The organism is Blastomonas sp. CCH1-A6 (genome assembly GCF_001556365.1).
GTDB lineage: Bacteria > Pseudomonadota > Alphaproteobacteria > Sphingomonadales > Sphingomonadaceae > Blastomonas > Blastomonas ursincola.
The window spans coordinates 1-23307 of the sequence record NZ_LSIS01000058.1 but is presented as its reverse complement, the minus strand read 5'-3'; the positions used below and the strand labels follow the sequence as shown (position 1 = coordinate 23307).

General features: G+C 64.7%; 24 protein-coding genes and 1 riboswitch. Of the genes, 22 read left to right on the top strand and 2 right to left on the bottom strand.

The window, feature by feature from the left end; genetic code table 11:
* Positions 1-50 precede the first annotated feature (50 nt).
* Positions 51-281, top strand: a riboswitch (cobalamin riboswitch).
* Between the two features lie 181 nt (positions 282-462).
* Genes cobW through cobJ form a run of 6 tightly spaced genes read left to right on the top strand, consistent with a single transcriptional unit; the run spans position 463 to position 8047 of the window.
* A complete protein-coding gene (gene cobW / locus AX735_RS02405; protein WP_039330625.1) occupies positions 463-1500 on the top strand; it encodes a cobalamin biosynthesis protein CobW in 1038 nt (345 codons plus the stop codon).
* Positions 1501-1508: 8 nt separating this feature from the next.
* Positions 1509-4787, top strand: coding sequence for a cobaltochelatase subunit CobN (cobN, locus tag AX735_RS02400; RefSeq protein WP_039330627.1), 3279 nt, complete (start codon positions 1509-1511; stop codon positions 4785-4787).
* The gene (locus AX735_RS02395) at positions 4784-5911 is read left to right on the top strand and encodes a cobalamin biosynthesis protein CobG (RefSeq protein ID WP_039330629.1); all 1128 of its coding nucleotides are present in this window, start codon (positions 4784-4786) and stop codon (positions 5909-5911) included. Before cobN ends, AX735_RS02395 begins: the two co-directional genes overlap by 4 nt.
* Positions 5911-6540: a precorrin-8X methylmutase gene (locus AX735_RS02390; RefSeq protein ID WP_039330631.1), complete on the top strand. Its 630-nt coding sequence runs from the start codon at positions 5911-5913 to the stop codon at positions 6538-6540. Before AX735_RS02395 ends, AX735_RS02390 begins: the two co-directional genes overlap by 1 nt.
* Positions 6537-7274 (top strand): precorrin-2 C(20)-methyltransferase, encoded by a 738-nt coding sequence (cobI, locus tag AX735_RS02385; protein WP_039330633.1) that lies wholly within the window; start codon positions 6537-6539, stop codon positions 7272-7274. Before AX735_RS02390 ends, cobI begins: the two co-directional genes overlap by 4 nt.
* Positions 7271-8047 carry a precorrin-3B C(17)-methyltransferase gene (cobJ, locus tag AX735_RS02380; RefSeq protein ID WP_039330635.1) on the top strand — a complete coding sequence of 259 codons (777 nt, stop codon included), beginning with the start codon at positions 7271-7273 and terminating at the stop codon, positions 8045-8047. The genes cobI and cobJ overlap by 4 nt, the downstream gene beginning before the upstream one ends.
* Here cobJ and AX735_RS02375 read toward each other — a convergent pair.
* Positions 8011-8772: a cobalt-precorrin-6A reductase gene (locus AX735_RS02375; RefSeq protein WP_039330637.1), complete on the bottom strand. Its 762-nt coding sequence runs from the start codon at positions 8770-8772 to the stop codon at positions 8011-8013. The two genes, cobJ and AX735_RS02375, sit on opposite strands and share 37 nt — an antisense overlap.
* Between AX735_RS02375 and AX735_RS02370 the strand changes: the two genes are divergently transcribed.
* From AX735_RS02370 to cobU, 16 genes are read left to right on the top strand one after another with little or no spacing between them, the layout of a single operon-like run.
* Positions 8771-9979, top strand: coding sequence for a bifunctional cobalt-precorrin-7 (C(5))-methyltransferase/cobalt-precorrin-6B (C(15))-methyltransferase (locus tag AX735_RS02370; RefSeq protein WP_039330640.1), 1209 nt, complete (start codon positions 8771-8773; stop codon positions 9977-9979). The genes AX735_RS02375 and AX735_RS02370 overlap by 2 nt on opposite strands.
* Positions 9976-10341: a cobalamin biosynthesis protein gene (locus AX735_RS02365; protein WP_039330641.1), complete on the top strand. Its 366-nt coding sequence runs from the start codon at positions 9976-9978 to the stop codon at positions 10339-10341. The genes AX735_RS02370 and AX735_RS02365 overlap by 4 nt, the downstream gene beginning before the upstream one ends.
* The gene (gene cobM / locus AX735_RS02360) at positions 10338-11123 is read left to right on the top strand and encodes a precorrin-4 C(11)-methyltransferase (protein ID WP_039330643.1); all 786 of its coding nucleotides are present in this window, start codon (positions 10338-10340) and stop codon (positions 11121-11123) included. The genes AX735_RS02365 and cobM overlap by 4 nt, the downstream gene beginning before the upstream one ends.
* Entirely contained in the window at positions 11120-12433 is a 1314-nt protein-coding gene (locus AX735_RS02355; RefSeq protein ID WP_039330645.1) for a cobyrinate a,c-diamide synthase, read from the top strand. The genes cobM and AX735_RS02355 overlap by 4 nt, the downstream gene beginning before the upstream one ends.
* Positions 12430-13152, top strand: coding sequence for a uroporphyrinogen-III C-methyltransferase (gene cobA / locus AX735_RS24050; RefSeq protein ID WP_082750882.1), 723 nt, complete (start codon positions 12430-12432; stop codon positions 13150-13152). The genes AX735_RS02355 and cobA overlap by 4 nt, the downstream gene beginning before the upstream one ends.
* Positions 13149-13913, top strand: coding sequence for a precorrin-6A synthase (deacetylating) (gene cobF / locus AX735_RS02345; protein ID WP_039330650.1), 765 nt, complete (start codon positions 13149-13151; stop codon positions 13911-13913). The genes cobA and cobF overlap by 4 nt, the downstream gene beginning before the upstream one ends.
* Positions 13903-14529: a cob(I)yrinic acid a,c-diamide adenosyltransferase gene (gene cobO, locus AX735_RS02340; protein WP_039330652.1), complete on the top strand. Its 627-nt coding sequence runs from the start codon at positions 13903-13905 to the stop codon at positions 14527-14529. The genes cobF and cobO overlap by 11 nt, the downstream gene beginning before the upstream one ends.
* Entirely contained in the window at positions 14526-15173 is a 648-nt protein-coding gene (gene bluB, locus AX735_RS02335) for a 5,6-dimethylbenzimidazole synthase (protein ID WP_081095568.1), read from the top strand. Before cobO ends, bluB begins: the two co-directional genes overlap by 4 nt.
* Before the next feature lie 25 nt (positions 15174-15198).
* Positions 15199-15606 carry a DUF1636 domain-containing protein gene (locus AX735_RS02330; RefSeq protein WP_039330657.1) on the top strand — a complete coding sequence of 136 codons (408 nt, stop codon included), beginning with the start codon at positions 15199-15201 and terminating at the stop codon, positions 15604-15606.
* Complete coding sequence (gene cobT, locus AX735_RS02325; protein ID WP_039330659.1) at positions 15603-16619, top strand: nicotinate-nucleotide--dimethylbenzimidazole phosphoribosyltransferase; 1017 nt, start codon at positions 15603-15605, stop codon at positions 16617-16619. Before AX735_RS02330 ends, cobT begins: the two co-directional genes overlap by 4 nt.
* Positions 16616-17185, top strand: coding sequence for a histidine phosphatase family protein (locus AX735_RS02320; protein ID WP_039330661.1), 570 nt, complete (start codon positions 16616-16618; stop codon positions 17183-17185). The genes cobT and AX735_RS02320 overlap by 4 nt, the downstream gene beginning before the upstream one ends.
* 13 nt (positions 17186-17198) lie before the next feature.
* Positions 17199-17915 (top strand): adenosylcobinamide-GDP ribazoletransferase, encoded by a 717-nt coding sequence (cobS, locus tag AX735_RS02315; RefSeq protein WP_039330663.1) that lies wholly within the window; start codon positions 17199-17201, stop codon positions 17913-17915.
* Positions 17912-18901, top strand: a complete 990-nt coding sequence (locus AX735_RS02310) for a threonine-phosphate decarboxylase (RefSeq protein WP_039330665.1) — start codon at positions 17912-17914, stop codon at positions 18899-18901. The genes cobS and AX735_RS02310 overlap by 4 nt, the downstream gene beginning before the upstream one ends.
* Complete coding sequence (gene cbiB, locus AX735_RS02305; RefSeq protein ID WP_039330667.1) at positions 18894-19847, top strand: adenosylcobinamide-phosphate synthase CbiB; 954 nt, start codon at positions 18894-18896, stop codon at positions 19845-19847. Before AX735_RS02310 ends, cbiB begins: the two co-directional genes overlap by 8 nt.
* On the top strand, positions 19835-21298 hold the full coding sequence (locus AX735_RS02300) for a cobyric acid synthase (protein ID WP_039330669.1): 1464 nt from the start codon (positions 19835-19837) through the stop codon (positions 21296-21298). The genes cbiB and AX735_RS02300 overlap by 13 nt, the downstream gene beginning before the upstream one ends.
* On the top strand, positions 21291-21797 hold the full coding sequence (gene cobU, locus AX735_RS02295; protein WP_039330671.1) for a bifunctional adenosylcobinamide kinase/adenosylcobinamide-phosphate guanylyltransferase: 507 nt from the start codon (positions 21291-21293) through the stop codon (positions 21795-21797). Before AX735_RS02300 ends, cobU begins: the two co-directional genes overlap by 8 nt.
* 359 nt (positions 21798-22156) lie before the next feature.
* Here the strand turns inward: cobU and AX735_RS02290 are convergent, their stop codons facing one another.
* A complete protein-coding gene (locus AX735_RS02290; protein WP_230960947.1) occupies positions 22157-23167 on the bottom strand; it encodes a site-specific integrase in 1011 nt (336 codons plus the stop codon).
* Between the last annotated feature and the right edge of the window lie 140 nt (positions 23168-23307).

The following is a 23307-nucleotide window of genomic DNA, read 5'->3' as shown; positions in this document are numbered from 1 at the left end:
GATCGAAGTTTGGGTCTAGAGATATTCAATGATGATGCGGGTTTGCCCGTGCCATCGATGATCGCGCCGGTGCCCCCAACGGGGCTTAATCGGGAATGCGGTGCGGGAGCGTAGCTCCCAAATCCGCGGCTGTCCCTGCAACTGTAAGCGGATAGCGCGATGCACATTTTTCCTGCGCGTGCAGGAAAAGCCACTGGACCGCGCATGAACGCGCATCTGGGAAGGCGTGCATCAAGCTGTGACCCGCGAGCCAGGAGACCTGCCGGCGCTCTGGTCGCTCTTGCCCGGGTCCAGGGGATGGCCAAGGCACGGTACTCTTCCGTCTGAGCGACGAAGCTGTGCGGCTGGGGCTGCACGGCCGCGTGGTTTCGGGCGTCTGTCGCGCCAGCCCGTTGTCGCGCGCCGACCGGACCTGTCCGGCAAGCCCTGCCCGGTGTCGCTCTGGCGCGCGGAGGAACTGCCATGTCGGACCTGTCAAAGGTACCCGTCACGATCATCACCGGCTTTCTGGGTGCCGGTAAGACCACGCTGATCAGCCACCTGATCCGCAACGCTGGCGGACGCCGATTGGCTGTGGTCGTCAATGAATTCGGTACTCTGGGGGTGGATGGGGACATCCTACAATCCTGCGCCATTCCCGATTGCCCGGCGGAAAACATCGTCGAACTGGCCAACGGCTGCATCTGCTGCACCGTGGCGGACGATTTCATTCCCACCGTAGAGCGCCTGCTCGCGCTTGATCCGCGCCCTGACCATATCCTGATCGAGACATCAGGGCTGGCCCTGCCCAAGCCCTTGCTCAAGGCCTTCGACTGGCCGGCAATCCGCAGTCGCATCACGGTGGATGGCGTCCTTGCGCTGGCCGATGCCGAAGCGGTTGCTGCCGGACGGTTTGCCCCCGATCTTGCAGCGCTGGAGGCCCAGCGCGCCGCAGACCCGGGGATCGACCACGAAACCCCGCTGTCCGAAGTCTTCGAGGACCAGCTTGCCTGCGCCGATCTCGTTTTGCTGACCAAGGTTGATCTGGCCGGACCTGACGGAGTCGCTGCCGCAAGGGCAGCCATTGCGGCCGAAGCACCCCGCCCCGTGCCTGTGATCGAGATAGCCGAAGGGATTGTCGACCCTCGCGTGATCCTTGGACTTGGAGCTGCCGCCGAAGACGATATCGCTGCCCGGCCCTCGCATCACGACAATGAGGATGATCACGAGCACGACGATTTCGACAGCACCGTCATCGCGCTCGGCGAGATTGCCGATCCCGCCGATTTGGTGGCGCGTATCGAAACGCTCGCCCGCGACCATCGCATCCTGCGGGTAAAAGGCTACGCTGCCGTGACTGGCAAGCCCTTGCGCCTCTTGGTGCAGGCCGTCGGGTCGAGGGTTCGTCACCAGTACGACCGCCCATGGCGCCCCGATGAGCGGCGCCAGACCACCCTGGTCGCCATCGCCGAGCATGACGATATCGACGAGCCTGCCATTCGCGCGGTGCTGGCAGGCTAAGCTAGGCCGTGCACGTCATCTTTCGCGAAACGCATGGGATGGAGGAAACGGCCATCCCACAGGATCTGGGGCAGGAGCCTGCGGATCTTGTCGTCCTGTCCTTCTCGGACAGCGATCTTGGTGCGTTCGCGGAAGGCTGGCGCCAGGCGCAAGCGGCGGATCCGGCATTTCCTTCGTTGCGGCTCGCCAATCTTGCCGCGCTGATCCACCCTTTGTCGGTCGACACCTATATCGAAAAGACATTGGCCGGGGCAAAGGCCGTGCTGATCCGGCTGATCGGCGGCACGCCCTATTGGAGCTACGGCCTTCAACAGGTCGAGACCCTCGCCCGATCGCGCGGGATTGCGCTTGCTGTCCTGCCTGCCGATGGTCGGCCGGATTGGCACCTCGACAGTGTCTCCACGCTTCCTGCCGCCACGCTGGCCAAGCTTTGCCAGTTGTGTGACGAGGGCGGCGCGGCAGCGGCGCGCGCGGCCCTGGCCGCTCTCGCGCACGCCGCAGGGCTTGGCGTCAGCACTGTGACGCAATGCACGGCTTTGCCGGCAACTGGCGGATGGCACCCCTCCTGCGGGATCATCGATCCTGCCAGCTTCAGGCCCAATGCGGATCGGCCGCTGATCCTGATCGTCTTCTACCGTGCGTACCTCGCCGCACACGACCTGCACCCGATCGCCGCGCTTCATTCCGCGCTTGAACAACGCGGCTTTGACGCGCTCTCGATCTTCGTCCCCTCGCTCAAGCCCCCTGAGGTCAGGGCACAGGTGGATCGCTGGGTGCGTTCGCTGGCGCCTGCAGCCATCGTCAATGCCACGGCTTTTTCAGCGCGGGGCGAGGATGGCGGAACGCCGCTCGACGGGGGGGGCGTTCCGGTCTTCCAGATCGCGCTTGCCACCGCACCGCGCGCAGGATGGGCGCGCACATCGCGTGGCCTCTCGCCGGCTGACCTTGCCATGCATGTCGTACTCCCCGAGATTGACGGGCGCATCTTTGCAGGCGTGTCGAGCTTCAAGGAAGCGGGCGAACGCGATCCGGCACTCGGCTTCGCTCCCTATTCGCACCGCGGCGATGACAACCGGATCGCAGCGGTCGCCGACCGCGTGGCGCGCTGGATCGGGCTGGCCCGCAAGCCGGCATGCGAACGCCGCGTCGCCCTGATCCTGTCGACCTACCCCGGCAAGGCCTACCAGATGGCGCACGCCGTGGGTCTTGACGCGCTGGCCTCAGTCGATGCGATTGTCGCCGATCTGGCAGAGGCCGGGTACAAGGTCAGCCGCCCCACCGATCTTGCCAGGCAGCTGGCGACCGAGCATCTGGTCTGGCCTTTGAATGCCTATCGCACTGCCATGTCCGCCCTGCCCGAGACGCTGCGGCAGGACCTTGCCTCGGCATGGGGAGAGCCGGAAGACGATCCGCTGGCTGTCGATGGGGCATTTCGCTTCCCGGCGCTCACGCTCGGCCAGGTGCTGGTGGCGCTTCAGCCCGAGCGGGGCGAGCCTATCAGTCGCGATGCAGACTATCACGACCTCTCGCGCTGCCCGCGGCACGCCTATGTCGCCTTCTACCTGTGGCTGGGCCAGCAGGGTACGGATGCGCTGGTCCATGTTGGCGCGCATGGTACGCTGGAATGGCTGCCGGGGAAGGCTGTAGCGCTGTCTGACGCTTGCTGGCCCGAAGCGCTGACACAAGCGATGCCGGTCATCTATCCCTTCATCGTCAACGATCCGGGCGAGGCAGCGCAGGCCAAGCGCCGCATCGGTGCTGTCACCATCGGCCATGTGCCGCCGCCGCTCGTCCCGACCGGAAGCGGCGCCGGGCTGGGCCGGATCGAGGCTTTGCTGGACGAATTCTCCAATGCCGACGGGCTGGACCCTGCCCGCCGGGACCGTCTGCAGAAATCCATCCGCGAGGAAGCTGCCGCGCTGGGGCTGGAGGCAGAGCTCGGCCTTGATACCGCCACCACTCTGGTCGAAGCGATCACCCGGATCGATCGCTTCGTCTGCGATGTGAAAGCCAGCCAGTTCGGTGACGGTCTCCACGTTTTCGGCCGCGGTGAACAGGGCGCGGCAGAGCGGAACGGGCTTCTGGCTGGGCTGGACGGCCGATGGATCGCTCCCGGACCATCTGGCTCGCCCCATCGCGGACGAACCGATGTGCTGCCGACGGGACGCAACCTCTACACGATCGATCCGCGCGCAGTACCTTCGCGCGCAGCGCATGCACAGGGCGTCGTGCTCGCCGAGGAGCTGCTCCGCCGCCATCTGCAGGATCACGGCGACTACCCGCGTGGCCTTGTGGTGGATCTGTGGGGTTCGGCCACCATGCGCACGGCTGGTGAAGAGTTTGCGATGGCGCTGCACCTTCTGGGGGCAAAGCCGATGTGGGACATGGCTTCAGAGCGCGTGACGGGGGTTGAGATTCTCCCACTCGCCATGCTCGACCGCCCTCGCCTCGATGTAACGCTGCGCGTTTCGGGCCTGTTTCGTGATGCCTTTCCCACCCTGCCCGCCTTGTTCGGTCAGGCCGTCCGGGCGCTGTGCACCAGGGACGAACCCGCCGACTGGAACCCTTTCGTTGCCTTGGCCCCAGCGCCGCGCGTCTATGGTCCGCGTCCGGGCCGGTATGGACTCGGGATCGGAGACGCGGCCGAAACCTATACCGATGATGCCCGGCGTGCGGCGGGCGAAGCATGGCTGGCAGCCTCCGACCACGCGCTGGATAGCGTTTCCGATTCCAGCACGGGAAGCGAGGCTGACCCCGATGGCATCCGTCTGCGAGTGGCCAGCGCGGACGCCTTCGTCCACCTGCAGGACCTGCCTGAAACCGACCTCTTGCTGGCCGCGGACTATGCCGGGCACGAGGCAGGCTTTGCCGCAGCCCAGGCGATTGTCGGAGGCAAGGCCGCACTCTATCATCTCGACAATCGGGACCCGAACAACCCGGCGGCCCGCACGCTGACCGAAGAAATTGCCCGCGTGGTCCGTGCCCGAGCCGCCAATCCAGGCTGGATCGCAGGAATGATGCGCCACGGCTTTCGTGGGGGCGCGGAACTGGCCGCGACGCTGGACCATCTTGGCGCTTTCGCACATCTTTCCGGCAGCGTGCCGCCGCAGCTGATCGACCTTTATCACGAGGCAACGCTCGGCCAGTCCGAAGTTCGCGCCTTCCTCGAACGCGAAAATCCCGATGCACTGGCGGCGATGGAAGCGCGCTTTGCCGCGCTGCATGCCGCGGGCCTCTGGCGCACCCGGCGAAATTCCATCCTGGCCAGCCTGCGGGAGGCACCATGACCGGATTTGCCGTCAAGGGCTGGTGCCCGGACGCATGGCACCCGATGATATCCGGCGACGGCCTACTGGTGCGGGTCAAACCCCGGCTCGGGCGGCTGACACGGGAGCAGGCGCTGGCCCTTTGCGATGCGGCCGCCACCTGCGGCAGCGGGCTGATCGACCTGACGCGGCGCGCCAATCTGCAGATTCGCGGCGTTGCCCAAGATCGCTGGCCCTTGCTGATCCAAAGGCTGATTGCGCTGGAATTAGTGCAGCCCGAGCCTGCACTCGAAGCGCGGCGCAACGTCCTTGTCGCGCCCGACTGGCAGGAGAACGACGACACCCACCGCATCGCCAACGCCCTGCTGGCCCGGATAGGCGAATGGCCCGATCTTCCCGGCAAGGTCGGGTTCGTCATCGATGCCGGCCCTGCCGCTGTGCTGACCGGCGCATCCGGCGATTTCCGTGTCGAACGCGGCACGGACGGCAGCCTCATCCTTCGCGCCGATGGTTGCCTCACCGGATCAAGCCTGTCTCCAGGCACGGAAGCGGACGCCCTGATCGCTCTCGCTCACTGGTTCGCCGCGAGCGGCGCCGCCGCAGCCGGGCGCATGGCCCGTTGGGATGCGGAACTTCCCGCATGGGCAAAAGGTGCGATCGCGCCTGCAATGGCTGAACCGGGCCATGTGCTTGGCACCGGACATCATCCATCGATCGCGCTGGCGTTCGGGCTGATAGAGGCTTCGGAGCTCGCCATCCTGCTCGAATCCGGTTCTGCTTCTGGACTGCGAACAACACCGTGGCGGCGGCTGTTGATCGAGGGGGCGGCGGCTGCCCGGACCCACCCGTCCACCGGCGCTAAACCTGATCCGCTGCCCCATGTGGAAGCCTGCCCGGGCGCACCATTGTGCGCACAGGCGACGGTTGAAACCCGTGCGCTTGCGCGCCGACTTGCGCCCTATGTCTCGGGACGGCTGCACGTTTCGGGTTGTGCCAAAGGCTGCGCCTGCTCGCAGGTGGCCGATGTCACGCTGACCGGACGCAACGGCAGGTTCGATCTGGTCCTTGCTGGCAAAGCCGGATCGCCTCCGTCCCGCTCCGGCTTGAGCGCCAGCGAAATCCTCGCGCATTTTGGAGCCGTCTGATGCCCCATGTCTATGAAACCGACGGGGCAGCGATCTATCGCCAGTCGTTTGCCACGATCCGCGCCGAAGCCGATCTCTCCCCTTTCGCGCCAGGCGAAGAGCAGGTGGCAGTGCGGATGATCCATGCGGCCGGGATGGTCGGACTTGCAGCGCATATCCGGTTCTCGTCGGGATTTGCCGATGCGGCACGCGCTGCGCTGGCCGGCGGCGCGCCGATACTGTGCGATGCGCGGATGGTGTCTGAAGGGATCACCCGCGCCCGGCTTCCCGGGAGCAACGCAATCATCTGCACGCTGCAAGATCCTGCGGTGCCTGACCTTGCACGCAAGATCGGCAACACCCGATCCGCTGCCGCGCTGGAACTGTGGCGGCCCATTCTGGCGGGTGCGGTCGTGGCGATCGGCAATGCACCAACCGCGCTGTTTCATCTGCTGAACATGCTGGAAGACCCCGCCTGCCCACGCCCTGCGGCGATCATCGGCTGTCCGGTGGGCTTCGTGGGAGCAGCTGAATCCAAGGCTGCCCTCTGGGCCGCTCCTCCTGCACCCTGCTGCGTCGTCGAGGGCCGCCTTGGCGGCAGTGCCATCACCGTGGCGGCCATCAACGCGCTGGCGAGTACGGCCGAATGAACGCCGGCACGAACATCGGCACCATTCACGGTGTCGGGCTTGGTCCGGGTGCGGCAGACCTGCTGAGCGTGCGCGCCGACCGGCTTGTACGCACGGCGCACCACGTCGCCTATTTCCGCAAGGCTGGGCGGCCCGGCCAGGCAAGGCGCATCGTGGAAGGGATGCTCCGCGCTGACGTGATCGAGTTTCCGATGGAATATCCGGTAACCACCGAAATCCCGGTATCCGATCCTCGCTACAATGCCTGCCTGTCGGCGTTCTACACGCACTGTTCGGAGCGGCTTGCAGCGATTTCGCAGCAGGGTGAGGACGTCGTCGTGCTGTGTGAGGGCGACCCGTTCTTCTACGGCTCCTTCATGCACCTCCATGCCCGCCTTTCAGGCCGCATACCGGTGGAAGTCGTCCCTGGCATCACGGGCATGTCTGGCGCCTGGACCGCGACGGACCTGCCGATCACCTGGGGCGATGATGTGATGACCGTGGTCATGGCCACGCTGCCGGAAGCCGAGCTTGCCCGCCGGATCCGCGAGACTGACGCGCTGGTGGTGATGAAGATCGGTCGGAACCTGCCCAAGCTTCGCCGCGCCGTGGCAGCCGCCGGGCGCATGGATGCGGCATGGCTGGTCGAACACGCAGCGATGCCCGGACAGCGCGTCACCATGCTGGCCGAGGCTGAGGCGGTGACCCCCTATTTCTCGATCCTGCTGATCCATGGTCAGGGGAGGCGACCATGACCGGGGAAAAGGACAAGGGTTGGCTAGCAATCGCCGGTCTGGGACCAGGAGACGAGGCACTCGTCACACCCGAAGTCACCGCCGCGCTGGCCGGGGCTACGGACGTGATCGGGTACATTCCCTATGTCGCCCGGATAGCTGCACGCGAAGGCCTGACGCTTCACCCCTCGGACAACCGGGTGGAGCTCGACCGCGCCGCTCTGGCGCTCGATCTTGCGGCGCAGGGCCGCAGGGTCGTTGTCGTATCGTCAGGTGATCCGGGGGTGTTCGCGATGGCCTCGGCGGTATTCGAAGCGCTTGAGGCAGGTCCTTCCCGCTGGCGGACGCTGGATATCAGGGTGCTGCCGGGCATCACCGCCATGCTGGCCGCCAGTGCACGGGCCGGGGCACCGCTGGGTCACGATTTTTGCGCGATCAATCTTTCCGACAACCTGAAACCCTGGGCCATGATCGAAAAGCGGCTGCGGCTGGCCGTGGAGGCGGACTTTGCCTTGGCGCTTTACAACCCCCGCTCGAAGGCACGTCCCGAAGGCTTCGCCCGTGCGCTGGCCTTATTGAAGGAGCTGTGCGGCGATGATCGCCCGATGCTGTTTGCCCGCGCCGTCACAACGCCGCAGGAAGATCTGCGCATCGTGCCGCTGGGCAAGGCGCACGATGAAATGGCCGACATGCGCACCACGGTGATCGTGGGATCAAGCCGGACGCGGATCATCGAACGTGCGGCAGGCCCTATCCTCTATACGCCCCGGTCCGTTGCGGAAGTGGCCTCATGACCAAGCCATTCCAGCACATCTTCTGCGCGACAGACCTCGATCCGGTCACCGATCACCGGGCGGTCGATCATCACGACCGGAAGCTTGAGCTGGCGCGCAGCGACAAGCTTTGCCTCGGCGCCCGTGCCACCGGCGTTCTTGCACACAACAAGGTCGATCATGTGAGACTGCATCAGCAGCCGATCACCTTCAGCCGTAAACGGCCCGCGATCGATGACAAGGTCGTGGGAGGGCAGGCCTGGGGGCGCAGCCGGAGGGTCAACAAAGCGCAGCAGGTAGTGATGCTGCGGCTGTGCGGCAAAGGCTTCCACATGCATTCGGCCCAGCGCGAGCAGGATGCGGCGCGGCGTGCCCGCAAGTTTGGCCACCGCAGCGGCAGTGTCTCTCACGCATGTCCAGCGATCGCCCGACCCGGCCTCCCATGCGGGTCTGGTCAAGGCGATATGGGCAATCCCGGCAATCCGCGCGGCCTTTATGGCATGTGCGCTCATAGTCGCGGCAAAGGGATGCGTCGCATCGACCAGATGCGTGATGCGATGGTCTTGGAGATAGGCCACAAGCCCCGCCACCCCACCAAAGCCGCCGACGCGGATCGGCACCGGCTGTGGCCGCGGGTTGTCGGTCCTGCCCGCGTAGCTGAGTGTCGTCGCAACCTGCGCTGCCGCAAGCAGGCGCGCCAGTGCGCTCGCTTCGGTTGTTCCGCCAAGCAGGAGAACATTCGGCATGGCTGACATGGACCCTCGCGCATGGTTGACGATCATCGGCATCGGTGAAGACGGCGTGGACGGCCTGTGCTCAGCGGGCCGGGCCGCGCTGGCCAGGGCCGAACTGGTCATGGGATCGGCGCGCCATCTAGCGCTGCTTCCCGCGCTTACCTGCGCGGTCTTCAAATGGCCAGTTCCCTTTGCCGACGGCATAGCCGAACTGCTGGCGCATCGCGGGCGGCGGGTGGTCATGCTGTCATCGGGCGATCCGTTCTGGTTCGGCGCAGGCGCAAGCCTTGCGCGCCATCTCGGTCCGGCGGAATGGGTTGCGCACCCCGCGCCATCGACCTTCAGCCTTGCTGCCGCCCGGCTGGGCTGGCCGATCGAGGAAACGGCCTGCCTCGGCCTGCACGCAGCGCCGCTGGACCGCTTGTGCCCCCATATCGCACCCGCCCAGCGCGCCATTGTCCTGCTGCGCGATGGCGATGCCGTTGCCACGGCGGCGCAATATCTGACCAGCAAGGGCTTCGGCCCATCGACGCTTCATGTGATGGAAGCGCTGGGCGGCCCCCATGAACGCCTCCGCGTGACGACCGCGCAAGCCCTGCCGTTCGCAGACATTGCCCATCCCGTTGCCGTGGGCATCGCGTTCGCCGGTTCAGGCAATGTCCTGCCCGTCACATCCGGCAGACCGGATGCGTGGTTCGATCACGACGGACAGATCACCAAGGCCCCGGTGCGCGCCCTGACCCTCTCGGCCCTCGCCCCGCGTGCCGGTGAATGGCTCTGGGATATCGGCACGGGTTCTGGGTCAATCGCGATCGAATGGCTGCTGGCTCATCCCGCCAACCGGGCGACCGCGTTCGAAGCCGATCCGCTACGGGCCGGCCGCGCCCGCGCAAACGCCAAGGCTCTGGGTGTAGACCGGTTGGATGTGATCAATGCCCGGATGCCCGAAGGCCTGCCGGAAGGCCCCCATCCGCATGCTGTGTTCATCGGTGGCGGCTTGTCCGACCCGCTGCTCGATGCCCTCTGGGCCCGGCTGCCTGATGGAACGCGGCTGGTGGCGAACGCCGTGAGCCTTGAATCTGAAGCCGCTCTTACCCGTTGGCATGGCGCAAAGGGCGGCAGTCTGCTGCGGATCGAACTGGCCGATGCCGTGCCCCTTGGCCAGCGGCATGGCTGGAAGGGGCGCTATCCCGTGGTACAGTGGAGCGTCACGCTATGATCGTGGCTGGCTTCGGCTTTCGGCGCGGCGCAGGCCTCGCTTCGCTGCGGGCGGCGCTGGAACTGGCGCAGGACGGGCTGCCCCCTATAACCCATTTGGCGACCGCCATCGACAAGACGTCTGCGTTGGTACCGCTTGCAGAGGCACTGGGACTGCCGATGACCGGCATCCCATCGGCGTCCCTGTCCACCACGCCTACGCCCACCAGCTCTGCCGCCAGCCTGAAGGCACGCGCGACCGGCAGTGTCGCAGAAGCCTGCGCGCTGGTCGCCGCTGGTCCGGGCGCCCGCCTTTTGCGCACGCGCCACATCTCGCCCGATCGCATGGCCAGCTGCGCCATTGCCGAAGGATCACAGCCATGACCGTCCACTTCATCGGCGCCGGCCCCGGCGCACCCGATCTTTTGACCCTGCGAGGGCGCGACCTGATCGCCGCCAGCCCGGTCTGCCTCTATGCCGGTTCGCTGGTTCCCGTGGCTGTACTCGATCACTGTCCGCCCGGTGCCCGCATCGTCAACACCGCGCCCATGACGCTGGACGAGATCATCGCCGAGATAGCGGAGGCTGACGCCGCAGGGTGCGATGTTGCCCGCCTCCATTCGGGCGACCTGTCCGTCTGGTCGGCAATGGGCGAACAATTGCGCCGCCTGCGCGCACTGGACATTCCGTTTACGGTCACGCCGGGTGTTCCCGCCTTCTCGGCGGCAGCGGCGGCTCTGGAAGCCGAACTGACCTTGCCCGAGCTCGGCCAGTCGCTGGTACTCACGCGCACGCCAGGGCGGGCCAGCGCGATGCCGCAGAGCGAGAGCCTCGCCAATTTCGCTGTGACGGGCGCGACTCTGGCTATCCATCTATCGATCCACAACCTCGCGCGGGTCGTGGCCGATCTTGCTCCCGCCTATGGCGCGGATTGCCCCGTTGCGGTCGTCTGGCGCGCCAGCTGGCCCGACCAGCGGATCGTCCGGGCCACCCTCGACACCGTCGAAACAGCCATCGCCGGCAGCATGGAACGAACCGCGCTGATCCTTGTCGGACGGGTGCTGGGGGCGGAGGACTTCGCACAAAGCAGCCTCTACGCCCACGGCTACGACCGGCGCTTCCGCCCACAGGATGCGAGCTCGCGCTTTGCAGGAGCCGGGGAATGAGCGTTTCAGGCCTGATGATCGCCGCTCCGGCATCGGGAACGGGCAAGACTACGGTCATGCTGGGCCTGCTGCGAGCGCTGGTTGAAGACGGCGCGGTGGTCCAGCCCTTCAAGAGCGGTCCCGACTATATCGATCCCGCCTTTCACCGCGCCGCCTGCGGCCGTGCGTCGTTCAACCTCGATACTTGGGCCATGAATGGCGAGCTGATCGCTGCAATCGCGGGAGAGGCTGTTGGCGCGGACATGGTGCTTGCCGAGGCTTCGATGGGCCTTTTCGATGGTGTCGCGAGCCGGGGTGCCGTTGGCAATGGCGCCAGTGCGGACATTGCACGGACAATGGGCTGGCCGGTTGTGCTGGTGCTGGACGTGTCCGGACAAGCCCAATCCGCCGCTGCAACGGCGCTCGGTTTCAAGCATCTGGATGACACGCTGCCGTTTGCAGGCGTGATCCTGAACCGGGTGGCCAGTCCCCGCCATGAACGGCTGGTGCGCCGGGGGATGGAAGCGATAGGCATGCCTGTGCTGGGTGCCCTGCCCCGGCGCGGCGATCTCACCCTGCCAGAACGCCATCTCGGTCTGGTCCAGGCTGTCGAGCATCCCGATCTCGAGCGGGCGATATCGGACTATGCCGCATTTCTGCGTGCAAATGTCGATCTGAATGCCATCCGCCATGCCGCCAGCAGCAACAGCGCCCCGCCTCCGGCCCCCGGCCAACTGCCGCTTCCCCCTGCCCAGCGGATTGCCATCGCCCGCGATCCCGCCTTTTCCTTCGTCTATCCCCATGTGCTCGAAGGTTGGCGGCGGGCTGGCGCGGAGATCATGCCCTTCTCGCCATTGGCAAACGAGGCCCCTGCCCGCGATGCCGATCTTGTCTGGCTGCCGGGCGGCTATCCGGAATTGCACGCAGGGACCATCGCTGCAGCGACGAACTTCCTGACCGGCCTGCGCCATCACGCCAAGACCCGCCCGGTCCACGGCGAATGCGGCGGCTACATGGTTCTGGGCGAGGCCTTGGTGGACAAGTCGGGAGAACGGCATCGTATGGCCGGCCTGCTGGGGCTTGTTACCAGCTATGCACAGCGCAAGATGCATCTCGGCTATCGCCAGGCCGAACTGCTGGCACCGATAGCCGGACTGGCCAAAGGCAAAAGACTGCGCGGCCACGAGTTCCACTACTCGACGATCCTCGAGCAGACAGACGCAGCGCTGGCATGTGTAACCGATGCAGATGGCGTCGCGGTTGCCGAAACAGGCTCGTATCGCGGCCGCGTGACCGGAACCTTCTTCCACATGATCGCGAACGCATCGTGAAAGGGTTCGTATCATTTGTGGGTGCGGGCCCTGGCGATCCCGAGCTGCTGACCCTTAAAGCCGTTTCTCGTCTTGAGACAGCGCAGGTGGTCCTGTTTGATGATCTGGCTGCGGGACTGATCCTGGCCCGCGCGCGCGATGACGCTGAACTGGTAGCGGTAGGCAAGCGCGCCGGTCGGCCATCTCCAAGTCAGGCCGAAGTCAGCCGTCTTCTGGTGGACCATGCCCTGGCCGGGAAGCATGTCATCCGGCTCAAATCGGGAGATGCTGGCTTGTTCGGCCGACTCGAAGAAGAAATTGAGGCGCTTCGCCATGCGGGAATCTCGTTCGAGATCATTCCTGGCGTCAGCTCGGCGACCGCCGCAGCGGCAGCTGCCGCGATACCACTGACACGACGCGAGCACGCTAGACGCGTCCAGTTCGTAACCGGACATGGCAAGACTGGCACTTTACCCGAAGACCTCAATCTATCAGCGCTTGCCGACCCTTGTGCCACAACGGTCGTCTTCATGCCAAAGCGCACATTTCCGGCGCTTGCTGCGCAGCTTGTCGCGGCAGGACTTGCGGACGATACTGCAGCCTTGTTGGCAGAAAACATTAGCCGACCGGACCAAAGACTTACCAGAAGCACTATTGCCGGACTTGCTCGGTCACTTGCCGACGGCGGATCGGATGCAACCGCACTGGTGATCTACGGCCCCATGATGGAGGAGGCATGATCCACCTCCATCTGATCGGCATAGGCACCGGGAATCCCGACCACCTGACGCGTGCTGCAATACGCACAATCAACGCGGTCGATCTCATTCTGCTGCCCCGCAAAGGCGATGCCAAATCAGATCTCCTGGACCTGCGCCACTCCATCTGTGGCGCCGCATTGGCCTCACCGGTCCGCATGGCCGAGTTCGACATGCCCGTTCGCCGACAGGATGGCGACTACACGCAGGCCGTCGACGATTGGCACGATGCGATTGCAGCGATTTGGGCAGAGCAGATAGCAGTTCACCTTCCTGATGGTGGGCGGGTCGCGCTGCTCGTGTGGGGCGATCCGTCGCTTTACGACAGCACACTGCGTATTGCCGATCGGCTCCGGACGGCTGGGGTCGACCTAACTGTTCGCGTCGAACCCGGTATCACCAGCATTCAGGCTCTTACGGCTGCTCACGCCATCCCGCTGAACGCCTTGGCCGAACCTGTCACGATCACCACCGGCCGCAGGTTGCGCCGGGAAGGCTGGCCGCTGGGAGTGCACACGATCGTCGTCATGCTCGATTCCGGCTGCGCCTTCGAAGTCCTCGATCCTGCTGGCATCACGATCTGGTGGGGTGCCTATCTGGGCATGTCGCAAGAAGCACTGGTGCATGGGCCACTTGCCGATTCTGCGCCGCAGATTGCCGCGCGCCGCGCGGAACTGCGCGCTCGCCACGGCTGGATCATGGATGTCTACCTGATGCGAAAGGAACGAGCCGATGCCTGCTGACCGCGAAGAAGAAGCTGCAAGCGCAGATGCGCGCCATGCCGAGAAAATGCGCAAGATCCAGGCTGCGCGTAGCACCATGATGGCCACCAAGACCCGCGAGCAGGGGCTGCTGATCGTTCACACTGGCACGGGCAAGGGCAAGACAAGCGCTGCACTCGGTATGGTCGTGCGCGCAATAGGACATGGCATGAAGGTCGGGGTCGTCCAGTTCGTCAAGGGCGCGATGGCGACAGGCGAAAAGACGGTGTTCGACGCTTTCCCGGAAAATGTCGAGTTCAAGCCGATGGGTGAAGGTTTCACCTGGGATACGCAAGACCGGACACGCGATATCGCTTCGGCACGTACTGCCTGGGATGAAGTCTGCCGCATGATCGCCGATCCGGCTTACCAGATGGTGGTAGCCGACGAACTCAACATCGTCCTTCGGTATGACTACCTGCCCTTGGATGAGGTTCTTAAGGCGTTTGCCGCGAAACCCGAGATGAAACATGTCATCGTCACCGGACGCAATGCGCCCGATGCACTGATCGAGGCGGCCGATCTCGTCACCGAGATGACCATGATCAAGCACCCTTTCCGCTCGGGCGTGAAGGCGCAGGCAGGGATCGAGTTCTGAGCGATCTGCCGCCCCAGTTCGATGCCGAGTTCGCGGCTCGATTTGCGCAGCTGCTGCGCTGGCGACGCGATGTGCGGCACTTCGAAGCCCGTGCTGTCGCGGAAGAGGAGATGTGTGCGCTGCTGGAGTGTGCCTCCCTCGCGCCTTCGGTCGGGAATGCGCAGCCCTGGCGGTTCGTGCGCGTGCGTTCATCCACCCTTCGTCAGGCGCTGGCCGACCATGTCGATGCACAGAACGCACAAGCAGCGCAGCAATATGCCTGCCAAGCCCGGCAGGAACTGTATCGTTCGCTCAAGCTGCATGGCCTTCGCGAAGCCCCGGAACTGATCGTGGTGTTCTGTGATGAGCAGCCCAAAGCAGGCCATGGACTTGGCATTGTCAGTATGCCGGAGATGTTGCGCTATTCATGCGTGCTGGCGATCCACACACTCTGGCTGGCGGCAAGGCTCCGCGGCATTGGCGTCGGATGGGTATCGATCCTCGAGCCCGGTGTCATCCGCGCCTTGCTGGACGTACCCGCCGACTGGTCGCTGATTGCACTGCTGTGCTTCGGATACCCCCAGGACCCGTCCCAGACACCCGAATTGGAGCGGCGGGGCTGGCAAGCCCGGGAACCTGTGACCAACCGAGTGTTCGACCGATGACCCCCAATCTATGGAGCAAGAAATTATGTTGATCCCCGTCGAGGACGGCCCTGCCGTAGTAGCATGCAACACCTGCCGACACAGCAGCACCGCAAAGGAGGATGACGCCGGTGTGCGTGGTGGCGCGCGTATGGTCGAGGCCCTGCGCGCCGTGCAGGCACGCGATGAACGCTATTCCGGTATCGCGGTGCAGGAAATGCCCTGCTTGTTCGCCTGCAGCGAATTCTGCACGGTCCATCTTCGTGCGCCAGGCAAAGTCGGGTATGTTCTGGGCCGCTTCACTCCCGATGAAGATGCCGCCGCTGCCATCCTCGATTATGCCGTCCATTATGCGCAAAGCGAACATGGCCGGGTTCCGTTCAAGGACTGGCCGCAGGGCGTCAAAGGCCACTTCATCACCCGCACACCGCCGCCGGGCTTTGTCGCGCAATGAGCACGTTTTCTTCCGTCGATGCCTTTGATGCTGCCATTGCCGATATGCCTGCGCCAGATGAAACAGCAATGGCCAGCGCGCGCAACCGGCAGTCGCAACTGACCAAGCCGCCAGGATCCCTGGGACGGCTGGAAGAGATCGCGATCTTCATGGCCGGTTGGCAAGGCCACGAAAGACCCCGGCTGGAACGGGGGCGTGCAGTCGTGTTTGCGGGCAATCATGGCGTCACGGCACGGGGCGTGAGCGCCTTTCCTCCCGAAGTCACCCACCAGATGGTGGCCAATTTTGAAGCAGGTGGCGCTGCCATCAACGCGCTGTGTGCCGCTGCCGGGCTCGATCTTCAGGTGCTGGCGCTGGAGCTTGACCGGCCAACCGCCGATTTCACCTCAGCCCCGGCCATGACCGAAAGCGAATGCCTTGCCGCGCTGTCTTCCGGGGCCGCCATGGTCGAAGCCGGCCTTGATCTCCTTGTCCCTGGCGAGATGGGCATCGGCAACACCACGGCCGCTGCAGCCCTCTGTGCAAAGGCGCTGGGAGGCGGTGCAGGCGAATGGGTCGGCCCGGGAACGGGGCTCGATCCGGCGGGCGTGGCGCGCAAGATCGGTGTAATCGAAGCGGCACTCGTCTTCCATCAGGTTGCACCGTCAACGCCTTTCGAAACCCTGCGGCGTCTGGGCGGGAGGGAAATAGCCGCAATGGCAGGTGCAATTGTCCGTGCAAGGCAACTTCGGGTGCCGGTGCTCCTGGATGGCTTCATCTGCTGCGCTGCCATCGCGCCGATCTTTGCCGCCGAACCTGCAATTGTCGACCATTGCCTGGCAGGGCATTGTTCGGCCGAACCTGGTCACAAACGGTTGCTCGAGCGGTTCGGTCTCGCACCGCTCCTCACTCTGGGCATGCGCCTGGGCGAAGGGAGCGGCGCTGCGGTCGCGGCCCAGATCGTGCGTTCAGCTCTCGCCGCACACAACCAGATGGCCACTTTTGCCGAAGCTGGCGTGGCTGCTGGCGTATGAGCGAGTTTTTCCTGCACCTCATGCGGCATGGCGAGCCCATCCACCCCGGTCTGCTTCTCGGAAGGACCGATGCGCCTACGACGCCCGAGGGCGTCGCATCATGCGTGGCACAGGTCGAGGAACTGTCGTTCCAGTCGATTGTATGTTCCGATCTCCAGCGCTCGGCAGAGGCAGCAAGAGCTATCGCCGATCCAAGAGGGCTGCACCCGATCCTCGACTCACGGTGGCGCGAACTGGACTTCGGCGACTGGGACGGTCTGGCACCCGCTAAGGTCGACAGTGCCGCGATCAGCGCGTTCTGGGACGACCCGGACGCCAATCCGCCACCCGGTGGTGAGCGCTGGTCTGCTCTGGTTTCGCGCGTGGAAGCGGCCTTGGCCGCAATCCCGCCGCAAGACACGCTGGTCGTAACGCATGGCGGAGCAATCCGGGCTGCGCTGGCCAGCCTGTTCGGCTTCGGACAGCGGCAGGTCTGGGCGTTTGACCTTCCCTATGCCGCGCTGATCAGCCTGCGGGTCTGGCCGGGAACGCCGCGCTCAGCCCAGATCGCGGGCCTTTGGACATGAAGCGCCCGATCGCATGAAAGGCTTCCTCATCGCACTCCAGTTCCTCACCCGTTTGCCGACACCCCGGCTCACGGTTTCTGCCGAGGAATTCGCCCAGTCCATGCGCTGGTTTCCAGCTGCTGGGCTGGTGATTGGCCTTATCGTTGCCGGGGCCGCCTGGGTTGGAGCAAGGACCGATCCCTGGACCGGAGCCCTTGCCGCCTTGATCGCCTGGGTTCTCGTCACCGGAGCCCTTCACCTGGACGGTCTGGGAGATATGGCCGATGCCAGCGGCGCGGCCCACAAGGACCGCGAGCGGCTCCTGGCCGTCCTGGCAGATCCGCATGTCGGCAGCTTCGGCGTAACGGCCATCACCATGCAACTGCTGACCAAGCTCGTGCTGCTGCATGGCATGATCGAGCACAGCCAGTTTCTGGCACTGATCTGGGTGCCGGTCGCCGCGCGCATCGCGCCGCTGGCATGGACCTTGTTGCTATCGCCGTTGCACGATGGCCTTGGTGCGCGCTTTCGGGGCGCGATCAGGCCGATCGATCTGGCGCTGTGGGCCGCAGTACTTCTCGCCACCACGGTGGCGTTTCCTGCATTGCTCATTGCGGTTCCTGCTGCGGCACTATGGGGCCTGTGGATCAAGCGCGCTATTGGCGGCATCTCGGGCGATGGACACGGCGCCGGAATTGAACTGATCGAGGCGGCGCTGCTGCTGGCGCTTGTCGTGATGGCGGCCGCATGACCCGCGATCGCTGGACATGGCACGGCGGCGGCCTCTCTGCGGCCCGCGCGCATTTCGGCGACGATGCGCGTGGTTGGATCGATTTTTCCACCGGGATCAATCCGCATGTCTGGCACGGTGCAGGGGCGGTGGAGATCGATTGGCGTGCCCTGCCAGACGAAATGGCCCTGCGCGCGCTGGAGCAAGCGGCCGCCGCCAGCTTCGGGTGTCATGCCGATCATGTCTGCGCGGTGCCAGGCACCGAAGTTGGCCTTCGCCTCGCCGGCAGGGTGCTGGGCGATGACGTCTGCCACGCCGTTCCATCCTATCGCACCCACGGCGAGATGGCGGCCTCCAGCCATCCCGTAACGCTTGGCAATCTGGCGCTGGCCGATGGATCAAGCCTGATCCTTGCCAACCCCAACAACCCGGATGGCGTCCTGCTTTCTCGGGAAGCCTTGAGCGATCTTCTGGTGCGGCGTGGTCGGAAAGGGTGGCTGGTAATCGACGAAGCCTTTGCAGACTGCCACCCCGACCACAGTTTCGCCGACCAAGTTGATGATCGGCACAGACTCCTGATCTTTCGGTCCTTCGGGAAATTCTTTGGCCTCGCCGGATTGCGGCTCGGTTTTGTGCTGGGCCCTCGTCCGATCCTGGCGAGTCTGCGTAAGCAGCTAGGTGCCTGGCCGGTCTCGGCGGCTGCGATCGCCATCGGCACCCGCGCCTATCAGGATATCGCCTGGCAGGACGCGATGCGGGAGCGCCTCATCGCCGAGGCCACCAGCTTCGATCAGCGCTTGGCCTCGTTCGGTTTGTTGGCAAGCGGCGCATGCCCACTCTTCCGGCTGATAACGACGCCGGACGCGTCACACCTGTTTGAACGTCTTGCCCGGGCTGCGATCCTCAGCCGCCCCTTCGCCGATAAACCGGATTGGTTACGCTTTGGCCTGCCCGCCAACGACGAGGCGATGGAGCGTCTCTGTGCCGTGCTCGAAGACCATGGCTGAACCGTTCGCGCTCATGGCCCTGGTGCTGGATGCTGCCATTGGCTGGCCTGGCGCGCTGTATCGCCGTGTCGGACATCCGGTCGGCCTGTTTGCCCGGATCATCAATGCCTGCGAAGGCGCATGGAACCGGCCAACTCACTCAGACGGCATACGCAAGACGCTCGGCGTCATGACCGTTCTGATACTGCTGGTGCTGACAATCGGGGCTGGACTTGGCCTTACCGCGCTCGCCCGGCACCTGCTGGGCTCATGCTGGTGGCTTGGTGCCGCAGCACTGGCCTGGCCCGCTCTGGCCCAACGCAGCCTCTACGATCATGTTCTTCCCATCGCAGTCGCACTGGAGCAGAATGATCTCGAAAGTGCGCGCCATGCCGTCTCCATGATCGTCGGGCGTGATACCGACACCCTTGATCGCGCGGGTGTGGCACGAGCTGCAATCGAAAGTCTGGCCGAAAGCTTTTGCGACGGCATCGCCGCGCCGCTGTTCTGGCTGGTTATCGGCGGCCTGCCCGGCGTCTGGGCCTACAAGGCGATCAATACGGCAGACAGCCTGATCGGCCATAAGGAAGCGCGCTGGCGCGCCTTTGGGTGGGCTGCGGCGCGCACGGACGATGTGATGAACCTGCTGCCGGCTCGGCTTGGCGGCGTCGTGGTATGTCTTGCCGGCGGCGGAGGGTGGGCCACGCTGTGGCGCGATCACCGCCGCCACGCCTCACCCAATGCAGGCTGGACCGAGGCGGCCATGGCGGGCGCGCTAGATCTCGCGCTCGCGGGACCAGTGTCCTACGATGGTGTGACCCATGCCAAGGACTGGATCGGCAGCGGGCGGCGCGATGCTGGCGCTGCTGACGTCAGGCGCGCTTTGCGCATTTATGTCCGCGCCTGCCTGTTGCTCTGGGCCATCGTGGCCGCTCTCACCTGGAAGGATATCGTATGGGCGCTCTGATGTTGCAGGGCACGGGTTCCGATGTCGGGAAATCGGTGCTGGTTGCCGGGCTGTGCCGCGCCCTTGCCAATCGCGGGCTGAGCGTTCGCCCGTTCAAGCCCCAGAACATGTCGAACAATGCTGCGGTTACCGTCGATGGCGGCGAGATCGGCCGCGCCCAGGCTTTGCAGGCTCTAGCATGCCGGGTCGAACCGCACACCGACATGAACCCGGTACTGCTCAAGCCTCAGGCCGACCACACATCGCAATTGGTCGTTCACGGCAAGGTCCGCGGCACGCTGGGCGGTGGCAATTTCCGGCACAAGCGTGGCGAACTGCTGCCCGAGGTCATGGAAAGCTGGCACCGGCTGCAGGCGCAGTGCGATGTCGTCGTGGTTGAAGGCGCCGGCTCGCCGGCGGAGATCAACCTGCGGGCAGGCGACATCGCCAACATGGGCTTTGCCCGTGCTGCCGGTGTGCCAGTCGTGCTGGTCGGCGATATCGATCGCGGCGGCGTCATTGCTGCGCTCGTTGGCACGAGGGCGGTATTGGACCCGGACGACGCGGCGATGATCCGGGGTTTTCTCATCAACAAGTTTCGCGGCGATCCGGCGCTCTTTGCCGACGGTTATCGGCAGATCGAGGCGCTTTCGGGCTGGCGAGGCTATGGCGTGGTGCCCTGGCTGCGCGCCACTGCCCATTTGCCAAGCGAAGATGCGGTCGTGCTTGAACGAACCGCACGCGAAACCGCCGGTCGCCTGAAAATCGCCTGCCCGATCATCCCCCGGATCGCCAATTTTGACGATCTCGATCCGATCAAAGCGGAAAGCTCGGTCGAACTGGTCATGGTACCGCCAGGCCAGCCCATCCCCGGTGATTGTGCGCTGATCGTCCTGCCCGGATCAAAAGCCACGATCGCTGATATGAAGGCGATGCGCGAACAAGGCTGGGACATTGATATCCTTGCGCATCATCGGCGCGGTGGAAAGGTCCTGGGCATCTGCGGCGGCTATCAGATGCTCGGCCGCCGCATCGCCGATCCGGAAGGGATCGAGGGACCACCTGAAGATATCCCCGGTCTGGGTCTGCTGGATGTCGAAACGGTCCTGACCGGAGATAAGGCGCTGCGCCAGGTTGCAGGCACTGCGCTCGATCAAGCCTTCACCGGCTTTGAAATGCACATGGGCGTGACCAGCGGTCCCGATTGCCGTCACCCCTTTGCGCTGCTCGGCGAAGGGCGGCCCGACGGCGCAACCAGTGCAGACAGGCAAGTCACGGGCACTTACGTCCACGGAGCATTTGCCAGCACGGCGCTGCGTTCAGCTCTGCTCGGCATGCTCGGCGCGCAGTCGGACGGGATCGACCATGATGCGAAGGTGGATGACGCGCTCAATGCGATCGCGGCTGAGCTTGAACATCATCTCGATGTGGATGGTTTGTTGAAACTCGCAATGGGGAAAGACGATGCGTAGCCTGTTCGTGATTGGCGGAGCGCGCTCGGGCAAGAGCCGCTATGCACAGGCCAGAGCCGAGGCGACCGGCCTGTCGCCAGTCTTCATCGCTACGGCTCAAGCTTTCGACGAGGAAATGCGCAACCGTATCGTTCGGCACCAGGCGGATCGCGGCGTGGAATGGGAAACGGTCGAGGCCCCCCTTAAACTTGCGGAAGCGATCGAGTTGCATGCCTCACCCGACCGGGTCTTGCTGGTGGACTGCCTCACGCTATGGGTGACCAATCTCCTGATCGGCGATCACGATATCCCGGCGGCAGTCCGCACACTCATTGAGACCATCACGGTTGCGCAAGGGACCCTCATACTCGTCAGCAATGAGGTCGGATTGGGCATCGTCCCGGAAAACCAGTTGGCGCGCCGGTTTCGGGATGAGGCCGGGTTTCTTCATCAACGTGTCGCGGCTTGCGCGAACGAGGTGCAGTTGCTGTGCGCTGGCTTGAATTTGCAGTTCAAATGAAAATGTCCCATTGTATTAATGGCATATTTGGAATTCAAATTGCGCGAGAGCCGGCCAGAAAGACCGCCAGAAGCTGGATCATGGCGCTGCCCATGGCGATGGTTGGCTGCCCGGTTTGGAAGGCGTTCATAACGTTGATGCGGCTTGTCGGGACATCTTTTTCCGCGACGAGAGTGCCTATCTGGTGGCGGAAAACTCTAGACCCAAGCGGTTCAAAGTTGGGTAGCAGTGCAACTTGGCGTCGGACTCTGCTCAAAATCGGTTACATTTCAGACCACCGTCACGGTGTATGTGCGCGCGGTAAGTGTCGCGGTGGCTCCCTTGGTCCTTGGGGCACCGCGTTTCAGCCTGAACCTAGGCTAGAGAAAGCTCTTGCCAGCGTGGTTCTCAAACAAAGCCGCATCTCGGACATAGCCAAGCAGCACCTCCACCTTTTTCTGTCGCGAGACCTCCTGCATTTTTGGCAGTGAAGCACCAGCCTTCGCAGCTTCGGTCAGGAATCCCGATCGAAGCGAGTGCGCCCCGACCGCAGCCGGATCGAGACCGACCTTCTCGGCGTAGCGCTGGATCAGGCGAGCAACCGAGCGATCTGACATGGGCTCCTTCGTCATCAAGCCCTGAGCATCGGTTCGATAGAAAAGGGGCCCCGCCTCCCCTCCCCTGACGCTCAGCCATTCGTTGAGGCGGGGACCGGGCTTGAGCACCTTGCCCGACGGAACTGCGATGACCTGCCCCTCCCCCTCCTGGTCGGTCTTCGAGTGCCGGATCGTCAGCTTGAGCCCTTCGCGCACGAGCTCGAGATCGGCGAGCTGCAGAGCGACCAGCTCCGAGCGCCGAAGTGCTGCTGCAAGGCCCAGCGCCATGACCGCACGGTCACGGATTGCCCTCGGGCTCGATCCTTCTGCAGCCGCAATCATCCGCGCCAGATCGGCCGCCAGAATGGCGCTCTTCTTGCGTGTCGGCCGTGCGCGCTGCTCGCGCCGAATGCCGGCGAGCGTATCGGCGATGACATCGCGGGGATCACGGTGCTGCGGCGCCACGTGCCCCGCCTGCCTGTGGTGCCAGGCAATGGCAGCAAGGTGCCGCCCGATCGTACTGTCCGCCCTCCCCGCTTGAGCCAGTGACGCCAGCCAGGTTGCAACCACCTCGGGCATCGCGGGCATGGGCTCAAGGTCGCGCGTCCAGCACCATTCTTCGAACTGCCGCCAGTCGCTGTCATAGGCGCGGACGGTGTTCGCGGCCTTGGATCGCGCCCTGTAGGAACGGGCGGCCTCGATTTCGGCGGCGAGCTGCGGAGGGATTGCCTGTCCGAGCGAGACGAGGCCCTCATCGATCGGCACCTCAACGATCAGCCCGGTGCCGTCAGCCAAAGCGCCTCTCCTTCATGCTCGATCGCGCCGCTGGTTTCTTCGGCGTTCTGCCCTTGGGAGAGCGGCGGCGTCGCAGCGGATTTGAGGCACTCTATATAGATTGTCGTGTTGTCCGTGAAGGGCTCTTATCGGACAGCAAA

Excerpts from the sequence above, each read along its gene's own strand:
- cobW (WP_039330625.1), top strand. The coding sequence starts at position 463 with ATGTCGGACCTGTCAAAGGTACCCGTCACGATCATCACCGGCTTTCTG.
- AX735_RS02395 (WP_039330629.1), top strand. The coding sequence starts at position 4,784 with ATGACCGGATTTGCCGTCAAGGGCTGGTGCCCGGACGCATGGCACCCG.
- AX735_RS02390 (WP_039330631.1), top strand. The coding sequence starts at position 5,911 with ATGCCCCATGTCTATGAAACCGACGGGGCAGCGATCTATCGCCAGTCG.
- cobI (WP_039330633.1), top strand. The coding sequence starts at position 6,537 with ATGAACGCCGGCACGAACATCGGCACCATTCACGGTGTCGGGCTTGGT.
- cobJ (WP_039330635.1), top strand. The coding sequence starts at position 7,271 with ATGACCGGGGAAAAGGACAAGGGTTGGCTAGCAATCGCCGGTCTGGGA.
- AX735_RS02370 (WP_039330640.1), top strand. The coding sequence starts at position 8,771 with ATGGCTGACATGGACCCTCGCGCATGGTTGACGATCATCGGCATCGGT.
- AX735_RS02375 (WP_039330637.1), bottom strand. The coding sequence starts at position 8,772 with ATGCCGAATGTTCTCCTGCTTGGCGGAACAACCGAAGCGAGCGCACTG.
- AX735_RS02365 (WP_039330641.1), top strand. The coding sequence starts at position 9,976 with ATGATCGTGGCTGGCTTCGGCTTTCGGCGCGGCGCAGGCCTCGCTTCG.
- cobM (WP_039330643.1), top strand. The coding sequence starts at position 10,338 with ATGACCGTCCACTTCATCGGCGCCGGCCCCGGCGCACCCGATCTTTTG.
- AX735_RS02355 (WP_039330645.1), top strand. The coding sequence starts at position 11,120 with ATGAGCGTTTCAGGCCTGATGATCGCCGCTCCGGCATCGGGAACGGGC.
- cobF (WP_039330650.1), top strand. The coding sequence starts at position 13,149 with ATGATCCACCTCCATCTGATCGGCATAGGCACCGGGAATCCCGACCAC.
- cobO (WP_039330652.1), top strand. The coding sequence starts at position 13,903 with ATGCCTGCTGACCGCGAAGAAGAAGCTGCAAGCGCAGATGCGCGCCAT.
- AX735_RS02330 (WP_039330657.1), top strand. The coding sequence starts at position 15,199 with ATGTTGATCCCCGTCGAGGACGGCCCTGCCGTAGTAGCATGCAACACC.
- cobT (WP_039330659.1), top strand. The coding sequence starts at position 15,603 with ATGAGCACGTTTTCTTCCGTCGATGCCTTTGATGCTGCCATTGCCGAT.
- AX735_RS02320 (WP_039330661.1), top strand. The coding sequence starts at position 16,616 with ATGAGCGAGTTTTTCCTGCACCTCATGCGGCATGGCGAGCCCATCCAC.
- cobS (WP_039330663.1), top strand. The coding sequence starts at position 17,199 with ATGAAAGGCTTCCTCATCGCACTCCAGTTCCTCACCCGTTTGCCGACA.
- AX735_RS02310 (WP_039330665.1), top strand. The coding sequence starts at position 17,912 with ATGACCCGCGATCGCTGGACATGGCACGGCGGCGGCCTCTCTGCGGCC.
- cbiB (WP_039330667.1), top strand. The coding sequence starts at position 18,894 with ATGGCTGAACCGTTCGCGCTCATGGCCCTGGTGCTGGATGCTGCCATT.
- AX735_RS02300 (WP_039330669.1), top strand. The coding sequence starts at position 19,835 with ATGGGCGCTCTGATGTTGCAGGGCACGGGTTCCGATGTCGGGAAATCG.
- cobU (WP_039330671.1), top strand. The coding sequence starts at position 21,291 with ATGCGTAGCCTGTTCGTGATTGGCGGAGCGCGCTCGGGCAAGAGCCGC.